This window comes from Telluria antibiotica (assembly GCF_011682055.1).
GTDB classification, from domain to species: domain Bacteria; phylum Pseudomonadota; class Gammaproteobacteria; order Burkholderiales; family Burkholderiaceae_D; genus Telluria; species Telluria antibiotica.
On sequence record NZ_JAAQOM010000005.1, the window covers coordinates 253,931 to 271,078 of the forward strand.

Below are 17,148 nucleotides of genomic sequence, written 5' to 3' on the forward strand. Positions count from 1 at the left end.
GTCCGGAGGGTCAGGGGTTCAGGTCGCGGCAGAATTCGTCGAGCATCGCGAAACCCTCCGGCCACGGGCCATAGCCGCTGCCGCCGTTGATGTGGCCCGCCGGGCCGATTTCCACGAGCTTGCTGCCCCACGCCTGCGCGAACGCGCGCGCGCGGTCCGGCGCGACGTATTCATCGTTGCTGCTGGCGACGACGATCGACGGGAACGGCAGCCGTGCGAGCGGGATCGGCTTGAAGCCGTTCGCGTCGATCGGGTAGGACGGCGCCTCCACGTCGCTCGGCGCGACGAGGAAGGCGCCCGCCACTTTCAGCGTCGAGCACGATTGCGCCCACTGCGCCACGAGCATGCACGCGAGGCTGTGCGCGACGAGGATGGGCCGGCCTTCGCAATGGGCGATGGCGGCATCCAGTTCGGCCACCCACTCGTCGCGATCCGGATTGTTCCAGTCGCGGTGCGGCACCCGCGTCCAGCACGGGTGCTGTTGCTCCCAGTGGGTCTGCCAGTGTTGCGGTCCCGAGTTCCACAGGCCGGCCAGGGTCAGGATGTCGCACTTCATGTTCGCTCCAGTGTGGTCACGCGGGCATTGTACGATGAAGATGCTGCGCTACAGTGCCGTGCGCAACGCGAACAGCTCCGGAAACAGCACGACGTCCAGCATCTTGCGCAGGTAGCTGACGCCCGCCGTGCCGCCGGTGCCCGTCTTGAAGCCGATGATGCGCTCCACCGTCGACACGTGGCGGAAGCGCCAGAAGCGGAATGCCGTCTCCAGGTCGACCAGCTTCTCGGCCAGCTCGTACAGCGCCCAGTGGTGCTCGGGATCGCGATAGACCTCCAGCCACGCGGCCATCACGGAATCGTCCTGGACGGTCGGCCGCGTCGGGTCTGCATCGAGCCGGGCAGGCGCGATGGCGAGGCCGCTGCGCCCGAGCAGGCGCACGGCTTCGTCGTAGATCGACGGCGCGTGCAGCTCGCGTTCCAGCAGCGCGTGGTGTTCGGGCGACGTCTGGTGCACGGCGAGCATGGCGGCGTTCTTGTTCCCCAGGATGAATTCGAGCTCGCGGTACTGGAACGACTGGAAGCCGGACGACGACGCCAGGTACGGACGGATCGCGCTGTATTCCGGCGGCGTCATCGTGGCCAGCACGTCCCACGCGTGCACGAGCTGGTCCATGATGCGCGCCACCCGGGCCAGCATCTTGAAGGCGGGCGGCAGGTCGTCGGTGCGGATGTGGGTGCGGACGGCCTGCAGCTCGTGCAGCATCAGCTTGATCCACAATTCGCTCGTCTGGTGCTGGATGATGAACAGCATCTCGTTGTGGTTCGGCGACAGCGGGGCCTGCGCGGACAGGATCTTGTCCAGCCCCAGGTAGTCGCCGTAGCTCATGCTGCGGCTGAAGTCCATCTGCGCGCCGTGCCAGTCGGCGTCCTTCTTGGTCTCGTCCATGGCGCTCCTCAAGTGACGGCGCTGCGGGCGGCGCGGGTGTCGTATGCTTCCCGGTCGAGGATGTCGCGCAGGGTTTCCACCGCGTCCCACACGTCCGCGAAGCTGGTGTACAGCGGCGTGAAGCCGAAGCGCATGATCTCCGGCTCACGATAGTCCCCGATGACGCCGCGCGCGATCAGCGCCTGCATCACCGCATAGCCGTGCGGATGCGTGAAACTCACCTGGCTGCCGCGCTGTGCATGCGCGCGCGGCGTGACGAGCCCCAGCGGATGCGCGGCGCAGCGCCGCTCCACCAGCGCGATGAACAGGTCGGTGAGGGCGAGCGACTTCGAGCGCAGGGCGGCCATGCTCGTGGCCTCGAACACCTCCAGGCCGCATTCGACGAGCGCCAGCGACACCACCGGCTGCGTGCCGCACAAGGCGCGGCCGATGCCTTCGGCCGCTTCGAAGCCGTGCGACATCGCGAACGGCGCCGCGTGGCTCCACCAGCCCGTGAGCGGATGGCGGAATGCGGCCTGGTGATGGCGCGGCACCCAGATGAACGCGGGGGCACCCGGGCCGCCGTTCAGGTATTTATACGTGCAGCCCACGGCGAAGTCGGCGCCGGCCCCGTGCAGGTCGAGCGGCACGGCGCCGGCGGAATGGGCGAGGTCCCACACGGCCAGCGCGCCGCGCGCGTGCGCGTGGGCGGACAGCGCCGCCATGTCGTGCATGCGCCCCGTCCGGTAGTTCACGTGCGTGAGCATCAGGACGGCGCAGTTCGCATCGACGGCCCCTTCCAGTTCCTCGGGCGAATCGACGAGGTGGATCCGGTAGCCGCGGTCCAGCCAGCGCGCAAGGCCGTCCGCCATATAGATATCGGTCGGGAAGTTGCTGCGTTCGGTGACGATGACCTTGCGCGCCGGGTCGCGCTCCGCCTGCAGGGCCAGCGCCGCGGCCAGTGCCTTGAACAGGTTCAGCGACGTCGTGTCCGTGACGACCACTTCGCCGGCCCCTGCGCCGATGAGGGGCGCGAGGCGATCGCCGAGCCGGCCGGGCAGGGCGAACCAGCCAGCCGTATTCCAGCTGCGGATCAGTCCTTGCCCCCATTCCTGGGCGACGACGTCGCGCGCGCGCTCGAGCGCCGCGCGCGGGCGGGCGCCCAGCGAATTGCCGTCCAGGTAGATGACGCCGTCGGGCAGGTCGAAACGGGTGCGCAGCGGCGCCAGCGGGTCGGCGGCATCGAGCGCGACGCAGGCGGCGCGCGTCGTGGCGCCGGCGATGTCATGGGTCGTGTTGCTCATGCGGCCGTCCCATGGGTGAGGGGGGCGGCGCCGGGCGGGACCGGGGCGGCGGCCGAGATCGTCGGGCTGCCGTGCCGGAGGGTTGGAACGGGCATTGGAGTTCCTCCAGGGTAGGGGTGCGGGAAGTGTAGCAAGAAAATCATCGGCGGCGCGACGGGTGAGCGTTGCCATTTTTGCATCGCGCAGGCGCCATCGAAAAATTTTCGAATTTTTTTTCGCTGCAGCCCTAAAGTTCCGCGCAACCCGTCCGATAACCCAGTTAGATGACCGGGATTGGGTCTTGGAAAAATTTTTGCAGGAGCCCTAAAGTTTCGCAAAAGCCGTCCGATAACCCTCTTAGATGTCCGGAACTGGATCGGAAAAAAGTTTGTCGAAACCCTAAAGTTCGGCAAAAACCATCCGATAACGGCTTTGCAGGGATGCTTAAGGACAAAAATTTTTTTGAGGAACCCTAAAGTTCCCGAAATCGTTGACGTAAACCAACACAGCGGTAGGTTGTCGGCAGCGTCAAAGGGCAGGAAACGCCCCGGTTTCACATAACACTTCTGCCCCTTTTTCATAGGGACGCCCCCACGATTCGGCAGGGTTTGTCAGACAAACTCCTACGGGTCGCGTTCGCCTTTTCCGGACGAAAAATACAGACACTCTCCAATTCTCCAAAAGTTTCCTCACAGTCAGAATCTATCTCAACGGCAACACACAACGCCTCACAGATACGATCAACGGAGAGATGAAATGACTGCGAACGACATGATGGCTGAAATTCGTGATGCGAACCTGAGCTACCTGATGCTGGCACAGCAGATGATCCGCGCAGACAAGGTCACCGCAATTTTCCGCCTCGGCATCTCGGCCGACATCGCCGACCTGATCGAAGGCATGAGCAACGCGCAGATCCTGAAACTCGCCGGCGGCAACATGATGCTGGCCCGCTTCCGCTTCGACGACGCCGCCATCCTCGGCATGCTGACGAGCCACAGCAAGGACCGCGCGCTGGCCCAGTCGCACGCTGCGATCCTGATGGCTGGCCAGCCCGCCGAAGAAATCGCCTAACAGCACGGCACGCCGCCGCCAGAATCGAAGCCGGGGGTCAGAGCACGAAGTTGGTTTTTTGTGCTCTGACCCCGAATTTCAGCCAGCAGCCCCATCGAAGTCGCACCCAGTCAACGGAGTCAAGCATGACCAAGAAAAGCGTCGTCTCGGAAGCCCAGGAAATCCAGCTCGCCATCGAACTGATCCAGCTCGGTGCCCGTCTCCAGCTGCTGGAAAGCGAAGTCTCCCTGTCGCGCGAGCGCTTGATCAAGCTGTACAAGGAACTGAAGGGCGTGTCGCCGCCGAAGGGCATGCTGCCGTTCTCGACCGACTGGTTCCTGACCTGGCAGCCGAACATCCACGCTTCGCTGTACGTCAATATCTATAAGTTTCTCGTCGAGTACGCCGGTGCGACGGGCATCGAGGCCGTGATGAAGGCTTATAAGCTGTACCTGGAGCAGATGCCGCCGGCACCGGGCGAAGAGCCGCTGCTGTCGCTGACCCGTGCCTGGACCCTCGTGCGCTTCTTCCAGGGCAATATGCTCATGCTGGCACCGTGCGGCAAATGCCAGGGCAAGTTCGTCGTCAACGCCCTCGACCTGAACAACGATTACCAGTGCGGCCTGTGCCACATGCCTTCGCGCGCCGGCAAGACCCGCAAGGCCAAGGACGCCGCACTGGCCGCCGCCTGAGTCGTTTTCCCTGTTCGTGAGCCGTATCTTCTCCCCGCGGGGCAGGCCATGCGCGGCCGCTCCGCGTCGCGCTTTCGGCGCCCCGTCCGTGCGCGCGCTGCTCGCGCAGGCCGGCGCCTTTCCCCTGACCCTCATTGCCGTGTGGCTCCTCGCGCGCGCGGGCGTCCCCATGTCGTGGGAAGGCGTCGCGCTGGCCCAGGGCGGCCTGGCCGCGCTGTTGGCGTGGTGGCTCGGGCTCGCAGTCTGGTGGCGCGCGATCGAGCTCGTGTTCCCGTCTTGTGTGCTGATGGCGCGCGGCCTCGACCTGCCGCCCAGCGTGTTCCTCGTCCTGTTCGTGCTGTTCCTGCTCGTGTACTGGTCCACGTTCCGCACCCAGGTGCCGTACTATCCGTCCGGGCGCGGCGCGTGGGACGCCGTCGCGGACGCGTTGCCGGGGGACCGTCCTCTCGCCATCGCCGACGTGGGCAGCGGCCTGGGCGGCCTCGTGCTCGACCTGGCGCGGCGCCGGCCCGATTCCCGGGTGGACGGCATCGAACTGGCGCCGCTGCCGTGGTTCGTCAGCCGGCTGCGCGCGAAGCTGTCCGGCAGCCGGGCGCGCTTCGTGCTCGGCGACTACGAAGCGTTGAATTTTGGTCACTATGACGTGGTGTTCGCCTATCTGTCACCCGCCGCGATGGCAGGGTTGTGGCGCAAGGCGGAGAGCGAAATGCGCCCGGGTAGCATCCTGTTAAGTTACGAATTCGACATTCCAGGCAGATTGCCGGACCGTCGCATTGTGACGACTAACAGTAAGAAAATTCTCTATCTTTGGCAATTTTGACGGTGCGCGGGCCACTTTTACTTGCCCGTGGGCCATTCTCAAGCTAATCTAATTCCCTACGTAAATATTTCTCTTTGGATTCATCGACTTGAGTCCAAACCGGGCCTGTCCCGGAATCACGCATCGGGAGTCCCGTGTTTGTCATTGTTGGTTACGTTGTAGTGCTCGCCGCCGTGTTCGGCGGCTTCGCGATGAATGGCGGTCACCTGGCGGCGCTGTGGCAGCCGCTGGAACTCGTCATGATCGGCGGCGCCGCACTCGGCGCCTTCTTCGTCGGCAACAATCCGAAGGCCGTGAAGGCGACCCTGGCCGCGCTGCCCACCTTGTTCAAGGGTTCCAAGTACACGCGCGAGATGTACATGGAGCTGATGTCGCTGCTGTTCGACGTGCTGTCGAAGGTGCGCAAGGAAGGCCTGATGTCGATCGAAGGCGACATCGAGAGCCCCGAGCAGAGCCCCGTGTTCTCCAAGTACCCGGCCGTGCTGGCCGATCACCACATTGTCGAATTCATCACCGATTACCTGCGCTTGATGGTTTCGGGCAACATGGACGCGTTCCAGATCGAGAACCTGATGGACAACGAGATCGAGACCCACCATCATGAAGGTGCGGTCCCGGCACAGTGTATTGCGAAGCTGGGCGATGGCCTGCCGGCATTCGGTATCGTGGCGGCCGTCATGGGCGTCGTGCACACGATGGAATCCGTAGGCCTGCCGCCGGCCGAGCTTGGCATCCTGATCGCGCACGCGCTGGTCGGTACGTTCCTCGGCATCCTGCTGGCGTACGGCTTCGTCGGTCCTCTGTCCAGCCTGCTCGAACAGAAGCTGGAGGAGTCGACGAAGATGTTCCAGACGGTGAAAGTGACGCTGCTGGCCAGCCTGAACGGTTACGCCCCGGCGCTGGCCGTCGAGTTCGGCCGCAAGGTGCTGTACTCGACGGAGCGCCCGACGTTCGCGGAACTCGAGGACCATATCAAGAAGGCCAAGAGCAAGTAATGGTGCGACACATGGTGCGACACATCCACATCGGCGCGGGAGTGCGGCATGGCTGACGAAGGCCAGCGGCCCATCATCGTCAAGCGCGTCAAGAAGGGCGGCCATGGCCATCATGGCGGCGCCTGGAAGATTGCGTACGCCGACTTCGTGACGGCGATGATGGCGTTCTTCCTGCTGATGTGGCTGCTTGGCTCGACGACGAAGGGCGACATGGAAGGTATTGCGCAGTATTTCAAGACGCCGCTGAAGGTCGCCATGCAAGGCGGCTCGGGCGCGGGCAACAGCAATTCGATCCTGCAGGGCGGCGGCAAGGACCTGACGCGCCGCAACGGCCAGGTCAAGAATGGCGACATCGAAGCCAACCGGAAGTCGATGGACCTGAAGTCCGCGCGCGAAGCCCTCGAGAAAGAGGAGGCGATGCGCCTCGAGCAGCTCAAGCAGCGCATCCAGCAGACGATCGACGCCAATCCGCTGCTGCGCAAGTACAAGAACCAGCTGCTGCTCGACGTGACGAGCGAAGGCCTGCGCATCCAGATCGTCGATGAAAAGAATCGTCCCATGTTCGCGTCCGCGAGCGCCGAGCTGCAGCCGTACACCCGCGACATCCTCGATGTGCTGGGTCTCGTGCTGAACGACGTGCCGAACCGCATCGGCCTGTCGGGCCACACGGATTCGACGCCGTATTCGACGCCCGCGGGCTATACGAACTGGGAATTGTCGGCCGACCGCGCCAATGCCTCGCGCCGCGAGCTGGTGCGTGGCGGCCTGGCGGATGCGAAAATCCTGCGCGTGGTGGGCCTCGGCTCGGCCGTCCACCTCGACCGTGCCGATCCGTTCAACCCGATCAACCGCCGCATCAGCATCCTCGTGATGAACAAGCGGACAGAGAACGCCGTGCTGCACGACGGCACGCCGCTGGACGTGCCGGGCGAAAGCGCGGACGCGGCCGTGAAAGCTGTGGCAGAGGCGACGGGTGCCGGGGTGGCGGCACCCGTCGAAAAGGCTGGTGGATTGGCGCAGCCGGCGGCGACGCCGGCAGGGAAACAATAACGGGCGGGAAGTTTGGGGGATTTTATGACGACAAGAAAAAAGATTCTCGGCTCACACGTCAAGCGCCTCTTGTCGGGCGTGTCCGACCATGGCCGGCGTCACCTGTCCGAAGTCGAGACCGACCTCGTGCAGACGACGCTGTTGCTGGAGGAAGCCGTCGAGAAACTGACGAGCAGCTTCATGGCGATCCACCACGTGGTCGATGCGCGCCAGGAAGCAATCAACCGCCTGCTGGCGGGCCAGGCGCCGACCGCGGAGGACAGCGCCTGTCTGACGGCGATGTCGGGCGAGATCGCGGGCCACGTGAACGCGGCGGTGACGAGCATGCAGTTCCAGGACATGACGAGCCAGTTGCTCGACCGCACGCTGCGCCGGGTGACGGGATTGCGCGATTTCCTGACGACGCTGTCCGAGCATGGCGACGACATCATGCCGGAGAGCGATGGCGACGAGATCGTCGAGCGCCTGGGCAAGGTCAGCATGGCGCTGGCGATCCAGTCGCTGGAGCTGCGCAGCATGCTGCGCAAGTCGGTCGAACAGCGCCACCTCGAGAGCGGCGACGTCGAGCTATTTTAATCGACGGGGTCAGAGCCCGAATTTCCCGGTTGGGCTCTGACCCCGTCTGACTAGATGAACGAGCAGCCGGTAACGGCAAACAGAAAAAACAGCAGGAGCAAAAAGATGGCAAAAACTATTCTCGCAGTCGACGATTCCAGTTCCCTGCGCCAGATGGTGGCTTTCAGCCTGAAGGCCGCCGGCTACCAGGTTGTGGAAGCCGTCGACGGACAGGATGGCCTGGAAAAGGCGAAGCTTCAGACCGTCGACCTGGTCCTGACCGACCAGAACATGCCGAAGATGGACGGCCTCACCCTGATCAAGTCGCTGCGCGGCCTGCCCGGCTACCAGAAGACCCCGATCCTGATGCTCACGACCGAATCGTCCGAGGACATGAAGACGAAGGGCCGCGCCGCCGGCGCCAACGGCTGGCTGGTCAAGCCGTTCGATCCGCAGCGCCTGATCGAGGTGGTCAAGAAGGTCATCGGCTAAGGAATCGGATGGGCCGCCCGCCGGGCGCCACGCCGATCGCACCAGACGGAAATTTGACATGACCATCGACATCAGCCAGTTTTACAAGGTCTTTTTCGACGAGGCGGAAGAGCTGCTCGCCGAGAAGGAGCGTCTGCTGCTGGCCGTCGACATCGCAGCGCCGGACCCGGAAGACCTGAACGCGATCTTCCGTACCGCCCATTCGATCAAGGGCGGGGCATCGACGTTCGGCCTGAACGACATGAGCGAAGTGACGCACGTGCTCGAGTCCCTGCTGGACCGCATCCGCAAGGGCGAGATGGCGCTCACCGCGCAGCACGTCGACGCCTTCCTGGCAGCCAAGGACATCCTCAAGATGCAGCTCGACGGTCACCGCAACGGTGCGGAGGTCGACCAGGAAGCAGTCGCGAACGTGCGCATGATGCTGCACGACCTGTCCGAAGGCGTGATCGCGCCCGCGCTCCAGCCGACCGTGCCGTCGTTCCTGCACGCCGAACAGAAGCAGCAGGTCGCCGAAGGCGCGCACCGCTACAAGATCGAGCTGCCCGACCTCGCCAAGCGCGACGTCGATGCGCTCGTGGACGAGCTCGGCCTGCTGGGCCGCGTGTCCGTCGTGCCGCTCGCTGCGGGACGCACGGCGCTGATCATCATGACGCACGAGGGCCTGGACGACATCATCGCCATCTGCTCGTTCGTGCTCGACCCGAGCGACCTGAAGATTTTCGAAGCGCCGCCGCTGACGCCCGAGCAGCGCGCCCGCGAAGCGACGGAGCGCGCGCGCATCGAGGAAGAGCAGGGCTACGGTTTCTTCGACCCCGCCGAGCCGCTCGACGCGGACACGAGCCCGTCGGAGGACGAACTGGGCTACGGGTTCTTCCAGCCAATCGAACAGATCCGTCTCGAAGCCGGCATCGTGGCCGAGGCGCCGCCGCCTGCTCCGGTGCGGCCGGAGCCGCTCGAAATCACCGAAGTGGCCGCCGAGAAGAAGGCCGCCAAGAAGTCTGCCGAAGGCGGCCACGCGCAGGGCGGCGAATCGTCGTCGATCCGCGTGTCGATCGAGAAGGTCGACCAGCTGATCAACCTCGTGGGCGAACTCGTGATCACGCAGGCCATGATCGAGCAGCGCACCGACGGCCTCGATCCGATGGTGCACCAGCGCCTGCTGGCGTCCGTGTCGCAGCTCACGCGCAACACGCGCGACCTGCAGGAGGCCGTCATGTCGATCCGCATGATGCCGATGGACTTCGTGTTCTCGCGCTTCCCGCGCATGGTGCGCGACCTCGCCGGCAAGCTGGGCAAAAAGGTCGACTTCATCACGAACGGCGCCGCGACGGAACTGGACAAGGGCCTGATCGAGCGCATCGTCGACCCGCTCACGCACCTGGTCCGCAACTCGATCGACCACGGCATCGAGCTGCCCGCCGCGCGCGTGGCCGCCGGCAAGTCGGAATCGGGACGCCTGTTCCTGTCGGCCGCGCACCAGGGCGGCAACATCGTGATCGAGGTCGCGGACGACGGCGGTGGCCTGAATCGCGAACGCATCCTCGCCAAGGCCAAGCAGAACGGCCTGCCCGTGTCCGACAACATGAGCGACGCCGACGTCTGGCAGCTGATCTTCGCGCCGGGCTTCTCGACGGCGGATGTCGTGACCGACGTGTCGGGCCGCGGCGTCGGCATGGACGTCGTCAAGCGCAACATCCAGGCGCTGGGCGGCACGATCGACATCCGCTCGGCGCGCGGCTTCGGCACGACGATCCTGATCTCGCTGCCCCTGACGCTGGCGATCCTGGACGGCATGTCGATCCGCAGCGGCGAAGAGATCTATATCCTGCCGCTGGGCTTCGTCGTGGAGTCCTTGCAGCCGGCGCGCGCCGACGTCAAGGAAATCGCGGGCCAGGGCCGCGTCGTCAAGGTGCGCGGCGAATACCTGCCGTTGATCCCGCTGTACCAGATGTTCAACATCGAACCGCGCATCACCGACCCGTGCGAGGGCATCCTCGTGATCCTCGAGGCGGAAGGGCGCAAGGCCGCGCTGTTCGTCGACGAACTGGTCGGCCAGCAGCAGGTCGTCGTGAAGAACCTGGAGGCGAACTACCGCAAGGTGGCCGGGATTTCCGGCGCCACCATCCTCGGCGATGGCGGCGTGGCGCTGATCCTGGACGTGGGCGCGCTGCTGCGCTCGTCGCGCCAGCTGTCCGACGAATCCGTCGTTTTTTAAATGCATCAACCGTACCATTTGCTCCGATAAGGAACCGACATGTCCACTCAACCGACGAACAAGCCGACCGATGCCCACGACGGCAGCGGCAGCGAATACCTCGCCTTCACCCTCGGCTCCGAGGAATACGGCATCGACATCCTGAAGGTGCAGGAGATCCGCGGCTACGAGACCGTGACCCGCATCGCCAACGCACCGGAATTCATCAAGGGCGTCATCAACCTGCGCGGCATCATCATCCCCGTGGTCGACATGCGCATCAAGTTCAACCTGGGCACGCCGACGTACGACCAGTTCACCGTCGTGATCATCCTGAACATCGGCGGCCGCATCATGGGCATGGTCGTGGACAGCGTCTCGGACGTGACCACGCTGACGCCGGACCAGATCAAGCCGGCACCGGAGATGGGCTCGGCGTTCAACTCCGATTACCTGACCGGCCTCGGCACCGTCGACGAACGCATGCTCATCCTGATCGACATCGACAAGCTGATGTCGTCCAGCGAGATGGGCCTGATGGACCGCTTGGCAGCATAAGAAACGCAGCGCGGCGCAAGGGAAACACCCGGACCGTACGCGGTCCGCAGACTTCACGCAACCCATGGTAACGAACGTGCCGCCCAATACGACGAAGCAGGTCACCAAGCACGAGACGGGCAAGGAGTTCGACTTCACCCGTGCCGATTTCGAGCGCGTGCGCGGCCTGATCTACGAGCGCGCCGGCATCTCGCTGGCCGACAGCAAGCAGGAAATGGTCTACAGCCGCCTCGCGCGCCGCCTGCGCGCGAACGGCATCGCCTCGTTCGCTTCCTACCTCGACGCGCTGGAAGCGGGCCGCATGCCGGCCGAGTGGGAATCGTTCACGAACGCGTTGACGACGAATCTGACGTCGTTCTTCCGCGAGGCGCACCATTTCCCGCTGCTGGCCGAACACGCGCTGAAGGAGCGCGCCGCGCACGGCGGGGCACCGCTGACGATCTGGTGCTCGGCCAGCTCCACCGGCGAGGAACCGTACTCGATCGCGATGACCGTGTGCGAGGCGTTCGACACGTTGACGCCCCCGGTCCAGATCATCGCCACCGACATCGACACGAACGTGCTGGCCACCGCGAGTGCCGGCGTCTATCCGATCGAGCGGGTCGACAAGATGGAACAGGCACGCCTGCGCCGCTTTTTCCTGAAAGGGAAGGGCGCCCAGGAAGGCCTCGTACGCGTGCGCCCCGAACTGCGCCAGCTGATCGCGTTCCGCCAGTTGAACCTGCTGGCCGACGGCTGGGACGTCAAGGGCCCGTTCGACGCGATCTTCTGCCGCAACGTGATGATCTACTTCGACAAGACCACGCAGCGCAAGATCCTCGCGCGCTTCGTGCCGCTGATGAAGCCCGACGCGCTGCTGTTTGCCGGCCATTCCGAAAACTTCCTGTACGTGTCCGACGCGCTGCGCCTGCGCGGCAAGACGGTCTATGAATTGAACCACGGCTGACGCCCATCACACCCATGGATACGAACAGCCAATTCGCCACCAACGTCTATTACGACCGCACGTTCGACTGCGACGCGGCCAAGATCCTGCCCGGCGAGTACTACTACACGGCCAAGGACATGCTGATCGTGACGGTGCTCGGTTCGTGCGTGTCCGCGTGCGTGCGCGACCGCGTCAGGGGCCTGGGCGGCATGAACCATTTCATGCTGCCGGACGGCGGCGATCCCGGCAACCCGGTCTCGGCGTCGATGCGCTATGGCACGTATGCGATGGAAGTGCTGATCAACGACCTGCTGAAGGCGGGCGCGCGGCGCGAGAACCTGGAAGCGAAAGTGTTCGGCGGCGGCGCCGTGCTGCGCGGGTTTTCGGCGATGAACGTGGGCGAACGCAACGCCGCCTTCGTCATCAACTTCCTCAAGACGGAACGCATCCCCGTGCTCGCCGAGGACTTGAACGACATCTATCCGCGCAAGGTGTATTTCTTTCCGCGCACGGGCAAGGTGCTCGTCAAGAAACTGATGCAAACCCATAACGATACGCTGGCGAAGCGGGAGCTCGCCTACGCCAGCCGCCTCAAGGTCACCCCCGTCGCGGGCGACGTCGACCTGTTCTGAAGAGAAAGGCCTGAGCAATGACCAAGATCAAAGTGGTGATCGTCGACGATTCCGCCCTGATCCGCAGCGTGATGACGGAGATCGTCAATTCGCAACCGGACATGGAAGTGGTCGGCGTCGCGCCCGATCCCCTCGTCGCGCGCGAGCTGATCAAGCGCACGAACCCGGACGTGCTGACGCTGGACGTCGAGATGCCGAAAATGGACGGCCTCGACTTCCTCGAAAAACTGATGCGCCTGCGCCCGATGCCCGTGCTGATGGTGTCGTCGCTGACGGAGCGCGGCTCGGAGATCACGATGCGCGCGCTGGAACTGGGCGCCGTCGATTTCGTCACGAAACCCAAGATCTCGATCCAGAGCGGCATGCGCGAGTACACGGAACTCATCGCCGACAAGATCCGCGCCACGGCGCGCGCCCGCGTCAAGGCGCGCACCGTGCAGGCGCCGGGCACGGCCAGCCCGACGCCGCTGCCGCAACTGCGCAGCCCGCTGACGTCGTCGGAAAAGCTGATCATCATCGGCGCCTCGACGGGGGGCACGGAAGCCATCCGCGAATTCCTCATGCAGATGCCGTCCGACTGCCCCGGCATCCTGATCGCCCAGCACATGCCGGAAGGTTTCACAACGTCGTTTGCGCGCCGCCTGGATTCGCTGTGCAAGATCAGCGTCGTGGAATCCGCCGGCAACGAACGTGTGCTGCCCGGCCATGCGTACATCGCACCGGGCCACTCGCACCTGCTGCTCACGCGTTCCGGCGCGAACTACATGACGAAGATCGAGCAGAGCGAACCCGTCAACCGCCACCGCCCGTCCGTCGACGTGCTGTTCCGTTCGGCGGCCCAGGCGGCCGGCAAGAACGCCGTCGGCGTGATCCTGACGGGCATGGGCAAGGACGGCGCACAGGGTATGCTGGAGATGAAGAACGCGGGTGCTTACAATTTCGCGCAAGATGAAGCCTCGTGCGTCGTGTTCGGCATGCCGCGTGAAGCGATCGCCATCGGTGCCTCCCACGAGGTGGCCCCGTTGACGGCGCTGCCGGGCCTCGTGCTTGGCCATCTGGCAACGCACGGGGGCCGGGCGTTGCGCGTTTGATCCGCGTACGATGCATTCACTGCGGTTTTATCGCCGTAGAGCAACAAAAATGCTATCCTTTAGCTTGTATCGCAGTGCCGAACCTACCAACATGTACAAGAGGCTTGCAACCGGTGTCCGGTTGAGCGAACCCTCATCAACGAGTTACAGAAACAACGGAGTATTTCATGGCTGATCCTAAGATGCGTTTCCTGGTTGTTGACGATTTTTCGACGATGCGACGCATCGTCAAGAATCTGCTGAAAGAACTGGGTTACGGCAATGTCGACGAAGCAGAAGACGGTGTCCAGGCACTGGCCAAGCTGCGCAGCGAACAGTTCGATTTCGTCGTGTCCGACTGGAACATGCCAAACATGGACGGCCTGACGATGCTGCAGAACATCCGCGCCGATCCCGCGTTGGCCAAGCTGCCGGTGCTGATGGTGACCGCGGAAGCCAAGAAGGAAAACATCATCGCGGCGGCACAAGCCGGCGCCAACGGCTACGTCGTGAAGCCGTTCACCGCGGCCACGCTGGACGAAAAGCTGAACAAGATTTTCGAAAAGATGGAAAAGGCCGCGTAAATGACCGAGTACACCGCCGACTCGACTTCGCCAGACGAGGTCCTGAGCCGGATCGGCCACATGACCCGCGCACTGCACGAAAGCCTGCGCGGGCTGGGCCTGGACAAACTGATCGAAAAGGCGGCCAGCGACATCCCCGATGCGCGCGACCGCCTCGATTACGTGGTCCGGCTGTCCGAGCAATCGGCCAAGCGTGTGCTCGACGCGACCGATGCCGCCAATCCGCTGCAGGACGGCATCGACGACCGTGCCGCCGAACTGACCCGTTCCTGGCAGGGGCTGCTGGCCGATCCGGCCAATGGCGACGCGCCCTGGCGTGCGTTGGCCGAGCGCACCGTGGCCAGCCTCGCGGAATCGCGCGACGCCGCCACGGCGACGAAGTCCCATTTGATGGACATCATGATGGCCCAGGACTTCCAGGACCTGACCGGCCAGGTGATCTCGCGCATCACGGGCATCGCCCAGAACCTGGAAAAGCAGCTGGTGCAGGTGCTCGTCGATTTCGCCCCCAGCGAGATCAAGCGCGAGCTCGACAATGGCTTGCTGAACGGTCCGCAGATCAATCCGGAAGGCAATACCGACGTCGTTGCCGACCAGGGTCAGGTCGACGACCTGCTGGACAGCCTCGGTTTCTGATCCCGTCGCGGCGGCCGCGGCCGTCGCTGTTTCATTTCACCCGGCGATCGTTTCAAGACATGCACCAGACCAATTTCATCGTCCGTGAACCCTTGCTCGATCCGAAGCAGCGCGTGATCGGCTACGAGCTCTGCTGGCAACAGCGCGACGGGCAGGCGATCGGCGATGCCGATCTCGAACGCCTCGTCGCCTTCGTCGCGGAACACGTGGTCGACGACGAGCAGGGCTGGCTGCTGCGCGACAAGATCCTGTTCCTCGAGGCCGTGCCCGCGATGCTGTCGCTGGACGCCCTGCACGCGCTTCCGCCGGAGCGCACCGTGCTGTCGCTGCGCGTGCGCGACCTGGCGAACACGGATACGCGCGCCGCCGTGCAGGCGCTGCGCGCGGGCGGCGTCGGCATCGCGATCCGTGGCGCCGACCTCACGCTGCTGGGCAAGAACCTGGCGCCGTTCGCGTCGTACGCGGAAGTGCGCTTCACGGGCGCGGACGTGGCCGCGCAGGCGCGCACGTATGCCGCGGCGAAGCAGTCGGCGCTGCGCATGGTGGGGCGTCCCGTGTCGACGTGGCAGGATTTCGACGCCTGCGCCGCGCTGGGCCTCGACGCCTTCGTCGGCAAGCTGCACCTGACGCCGCGGCCGGGCAACCCCGCCAAGGGCATGAATCCCGCGCAGACCATCATCCTGCAGCTGATGCAGATGGTGCAGAACAACGAGGACGTGCCGAAGATCGAGGCCGTCCTGAAGCGCGACCCGGCGCTGATCTATAAACTGCTGCGCTTCATCAACTCGGCCGGCTTCGGCGCGGGCCGCGACATCCAGTCGCTGCGCCAGGCCATCGCCATGCTGGGCTATGCGCCGCTGTACCGCTGGCTCGTGCTGCTGCTGGCGACCGCGAGCAGCAGCGGCTATTCGCCCGTGCTGATGGAAACGGCCGTCGTGCGCGCGCGCCTGTGCGAACTGCTGGGCCTGACGGCGCTGCCGCGCGGCGAGGGCGAACACCTGTTCGTCGCCGGCATGTTTTCGCTGCTTGACCGTCTGCTGGGCCTGCCGATGGCGGAAGTGCTGGACACGATCCAGCTGCCGACCGTGGTCGTCAGTGCCTTGCTGGGCCGCGAAGGCAAGTACGGACCCTATCTGGCGCTGGCGGAGGCGTGCGAACTCGATTCCGACCTCGTGGCATCGCTGGCGGCGTCGCTCGGGATCAGTCCGCACGACGTCAACAAGGCCCATCTGTCCGCGCTGGCGTGGGCGCAGAACGTGGCGGCGTAGTTGCACAGCATTCAATGAAAACGGGCCCGTGACGGGCCCATTTCATTTGCCGGGACGGGTTATCTGCGCTCCTTTATCTGCGCTTCTGGATTTTCTCGACGGCTCGCCCCAACGTCTGGTGCATCTGCATGGAGATGTTCGAGATGCGGCAACCGACCTGCACCTGCTGGCCCAGCAGGAACGTGCGGAACGGCCGCAGCAGGCGCACTTCCAGGTCGGCCGTGACGACGAGCGACCCGCCCATTTCCAACTGGACGCCCTCCAGTTTCTTTCCCACGTACAATTCCAACGCCTGTTCCGGGGTCGCGCGGAGGCCGACGCCGCCGCGCGAAAAATCGTACAAGGGCATTTCGAAGACCTTGCCCATCATCGCGAAACGCGCGCCGTAGTTCATGCCCACCGGCGATTCGAGCCGCGGCTCGGCGCGCCGGTTCAGCACTTGGCAGGTTTCCGGCAGCGGGAATTGCAGCAGGTCGGCACGGTCGGCGCTGATGCTGGAGGCCGCGTCGAGTTCGAACTGGATCTTCGCGTTGCCGCCGAGGCCGGCGACGAACACGACCTTGCCTTGCAGTACCGCGCCGGGCTCGGCCAGATCCAAGGTGAAGACCTTTCCTTCCGGATCGACGCTGTCGATGCGCGCCATGACGAAGTCCTGGCCGCGCCGATAGACGGTCACGGCCTCGCCACTGAGGGCGAGCGACGTCAACGCGTCGCCGATGTCGAACGGGTCGCGCATTTCATGGGCACCGGAATCGGGTTTGATCCGGTCGATGGCGTCCACCAGGTTGGGCGGACCCTTACGCATGAGCGGCGTCACGAGATCTGTCAAAGCGCTACTCCTTCTTTTTACGTGGATTGGGTAAAAAGCCCTTACCCCGAGTCTAACAAGAAGTGTTGTCAATTCCTACAGCG

General features: G+C 64.5%; 20 protein-coding genes. 15 read left to right on the forward strand and 5 right to left on the reverse strand.

Translation table 11 applies throughout. The annotated features are described in order from the left end of the window. Nucleotides 1-10: 10 nt before the first annotated feature. From HAV22_RS10605 to HAV22_RS10620, 4 genes are read right to left on the reverse strand one after another with little or no spacing between them, the layout of a single operon-like run. Nucleotides 11-556 carry an RBBP9/YdeN family alpha/beta hydrolase gene (locus HAV22_RS10605; RefSeq protein ID WP_166859049.1) on the reverse strand — a complete coding sequence of 182 codons (546 nt, stop codon included), beginning with the start codon at nt 554-556 and terminating at the stop codon, nt 11-13. Nucleotides 557-604: 48 nt separating this feature from the next. Beyond that, nucleotides 605-1,444, reverse strand: coding sequence for a tryptophan 2,3-dioxygenase (gene kynA / locus HAV22_RS10610; RefSeq protein ID WP_166859050.1), 840 nt, complete (start codon nt 1,442-1,444; stop codon nt 605-607). A gap of 8 nt (nt 1,445-1,452) precedes the next feature. Continuing rightward, nucleotides 1,453-2,727 carry a kynureninase gene (gene kynU / locus HAV22_RS10615; protein ID WP_166859051.1) on the reverse strand — a complete coding sequence of 425 codons (1,275 nt, stop codon included), beginning with the start codon at nt 2,725-2,727 and terminating at the stop codon, nt 1,453-1,455. Next, nucleotides 2,724-3,287: a hypothetical protein gene (locus HAV22_RS10620; RefSeq protein WP_166859052.1), complete on the reverse strand. Its 564-nt coding sequence runs from the start codon at nt 3,285-3,287 to the stop codon at nt 2,724-2,726. Before HAV22_RS10620 ends, kynU begins: the two co-directional genes overlap by 4 nt. A gap of 175 nt (nt 3,288-3,462) precedes the next feature. Between HAV22_RS10620 and flhD the strand changes: the two genes are divergently transcribed. The 15 genes from flhD (at nt 3,463) to HAV22_RS10695 (ending at nt 16,236) form a co-directional block, all read left to right on the forward strand. Continuing rightward, nucleotides 3,463-3,780 (forward strand): flagellar transcriptional regulator FlhD, encoded by a 318-nt coding sequence (gene flhD, locus HAV22_RS10625; RefSeq protein ID WP_036230363.1) that lies wholly within the window; start codon nt 3,463-3,465, stop codon nt 3,778-3,780. Between the two features lie 125 nt (nt 3,781-3,905). After that, a complete protein-coding gene (gene flhC / locus HAV22_RS10630) occupies nt 3,906-4,451 on the forward strand; it encodes a flagellar transcriptional regulator FlhC (RefSeq protein WP_166859053.1) in 546 nt (181 codons plus the stop codon). A gap of 88 nt (nt 4,452-4,539) precedes the next feature. After that, nucleotides 4,540-5,271, forward strand: coding sequence for a class I SAM-dependent methyltransferase (locus tag HAV22_RS10635; RefSeq protein WP_371869602.1), 732 nt, complete (start codon nt 4,540-4,542; stop codon nt 5,269-5,271). 134 nt (nt 5,272-5,405) lie between these two features. Beyond that, nucleotides 5,406-6,266, forward strand: a complete 861-nt coding sequence (motA, locus tag HAV22_RS10640; RefSeq protein ID WP_166859054.1) for a flagellar motor stator protein MotA — start codon at nt 5,406-5,408, stop codon at nt 6,264-6,266. A 48-nt stretch (nt 6,267-6,314) separates the two neighbouring features. After that, nucleotides 6,315-7,316, forward strand: coding sequence for a flagellar motor protein MotB (gene motB / locus HAV22_RS10645; protein ID WP_166859055.1), 1,002 nt, complete (start codon nt 6,315-6,317; stop codon nt 7,314-7,316). Nucleotides 7,317-7,340: 24 nt separating this feature from the next. Further along, nucleotides 7,341-7,892: a chemotaxis protein gene (locus tag HAV22_RS10650; RefSeq protein WP_166859056.1), complete on the forward strand. Its 552-nt coding sequence runs from the start codon at nt 7,341-7,343 to the stop codon at nt 7,890-7,892. 105 nt (nt 7,893-7,997) lie between these two features. Further along, the gene (locus tag HAV22_RS10655) at nt 7,998-8,363 is read left to right on the forward strand and encodes a response regulator (protein ID WP_036230353.1); all 366 of its coding nucleotides are present in this window, start codon (nt 7,998-8,000) and stop codon (nt 8,361-8,363) included. 58 nt (nt 8,364-8,421) lie between these two features. Then, nucleotides 8,422-10,581 (forward strand): chemotaxis protein CheA, encoded by a 2,160-nt coding sequence (gene cheA, locus HAV22_RS10660; RefSeq protein ID WP_166859057.1) that lies wholly within the window; start codon nt 8,422-8,424, stop codon nt 10,579-10,581. A 39-nt stretch (nt 10,582-10,620) separates the two neighbouring features. Then, entirely contained in the window at nt 10,621-11,118 is a 498-nt protein-coding gene (locus HAV22_RS10665) for a chemotaxis protein CheW (RefSeq protein ID WP_166859058.1), read from the forward strand. 64 nt (nt 11,119-11,182) lie between these two features. Then, entirely contained in the window at nt 11,183-12,064 is an 882-nt protein-coding gene (locus HAV22_RS10670) for a CheR family methyltransferase (protein ID WP_166859059.1), read from the forward strand. A 14-nt stretch (nt 12,065-12,078) separates the two neighbouring features. Further along, nucleotides 12,079-12,678: a chemoreceptor glutamine deamidase CheD gene (cheD, locus tag HAV22_RS10675; protein ID WP_166859060.1), complete on the forward strand. Its 600-nt coding sequence runs from the start codon at nt 12,079-12,081 to the stop codon at nt 12,676-12,678. Nucleotides 12,679-12,695: 17 nt separating this feature from the next. Next, nucleotides 12,696-13,769 carry a protein-glutamate methylesterase/protein-glutamine glutaminase gene (locus HAV22_RS10680; protein ID WP_166859061.1) on the forward strand — a complete coding sequence of 358 codons (1,074 nt, stop codon included), beginning with the start codon at nt 12,696-12,698 and terminating at the stop codon, nt 13,767-13,769. Nucleotides 13,770-13,936: 167 nt separating this feature from the next. Then, complete coding sequence (gene cheY, locus HAV22_RS10685; RefSeq protein ID WP_036230336.1) at nt 13,937-14,332, forward strand: chemotaxis response regulator CheY; 396 nt, start codon at nt 13,937-13,939, stop codon at nt 14,330-14,332. Further along, the gene (gene cheZ / locus HAV22_RS10690; protein WP_166859062.1) at nt 14,333-14,968 is read left to right on the forward strand and encodes a protein phosphatase CheZ; all 636 of its coding nucleotides are present in this window, start codon (nt 14,333-14,335) and stop codon (nt 14,966-14,968) included. A gap of 59 nt (nt 14,969-15,027) precedes the next feature. Further along, nucleotides 15,028-16,236 (forward strand): EAL and HDOD domain-containing protein, encoded by a 1,209-nt coding sequence (locus HAV22_RS10695; protein ID WP_166859063.1) that lies wholly within the window; start codon nt 15,028-15,030, stop codon nt 16,234-16,236. 73 nt (nt 16,237-16,309) lie between these two features. On the opposite strand, the gene HAV22_RS10700 is transcribed toward HAV22_RS10695, so the two are convergent. Further along, nucleotides 16,310-17,041: a flagellar regulator YcgR PilZN domain-containing protein gene (locus HAV22_RS10700; protein WP_166859064.1), complete on the reverse strand. Its 732-nt coding sequence runs from the start codon at nt 17,039-17,041 to the stop codon at nt 16,310-16,312. Nucleotides 17,042-17,148 lie beyond the last annotated feature (107 nt).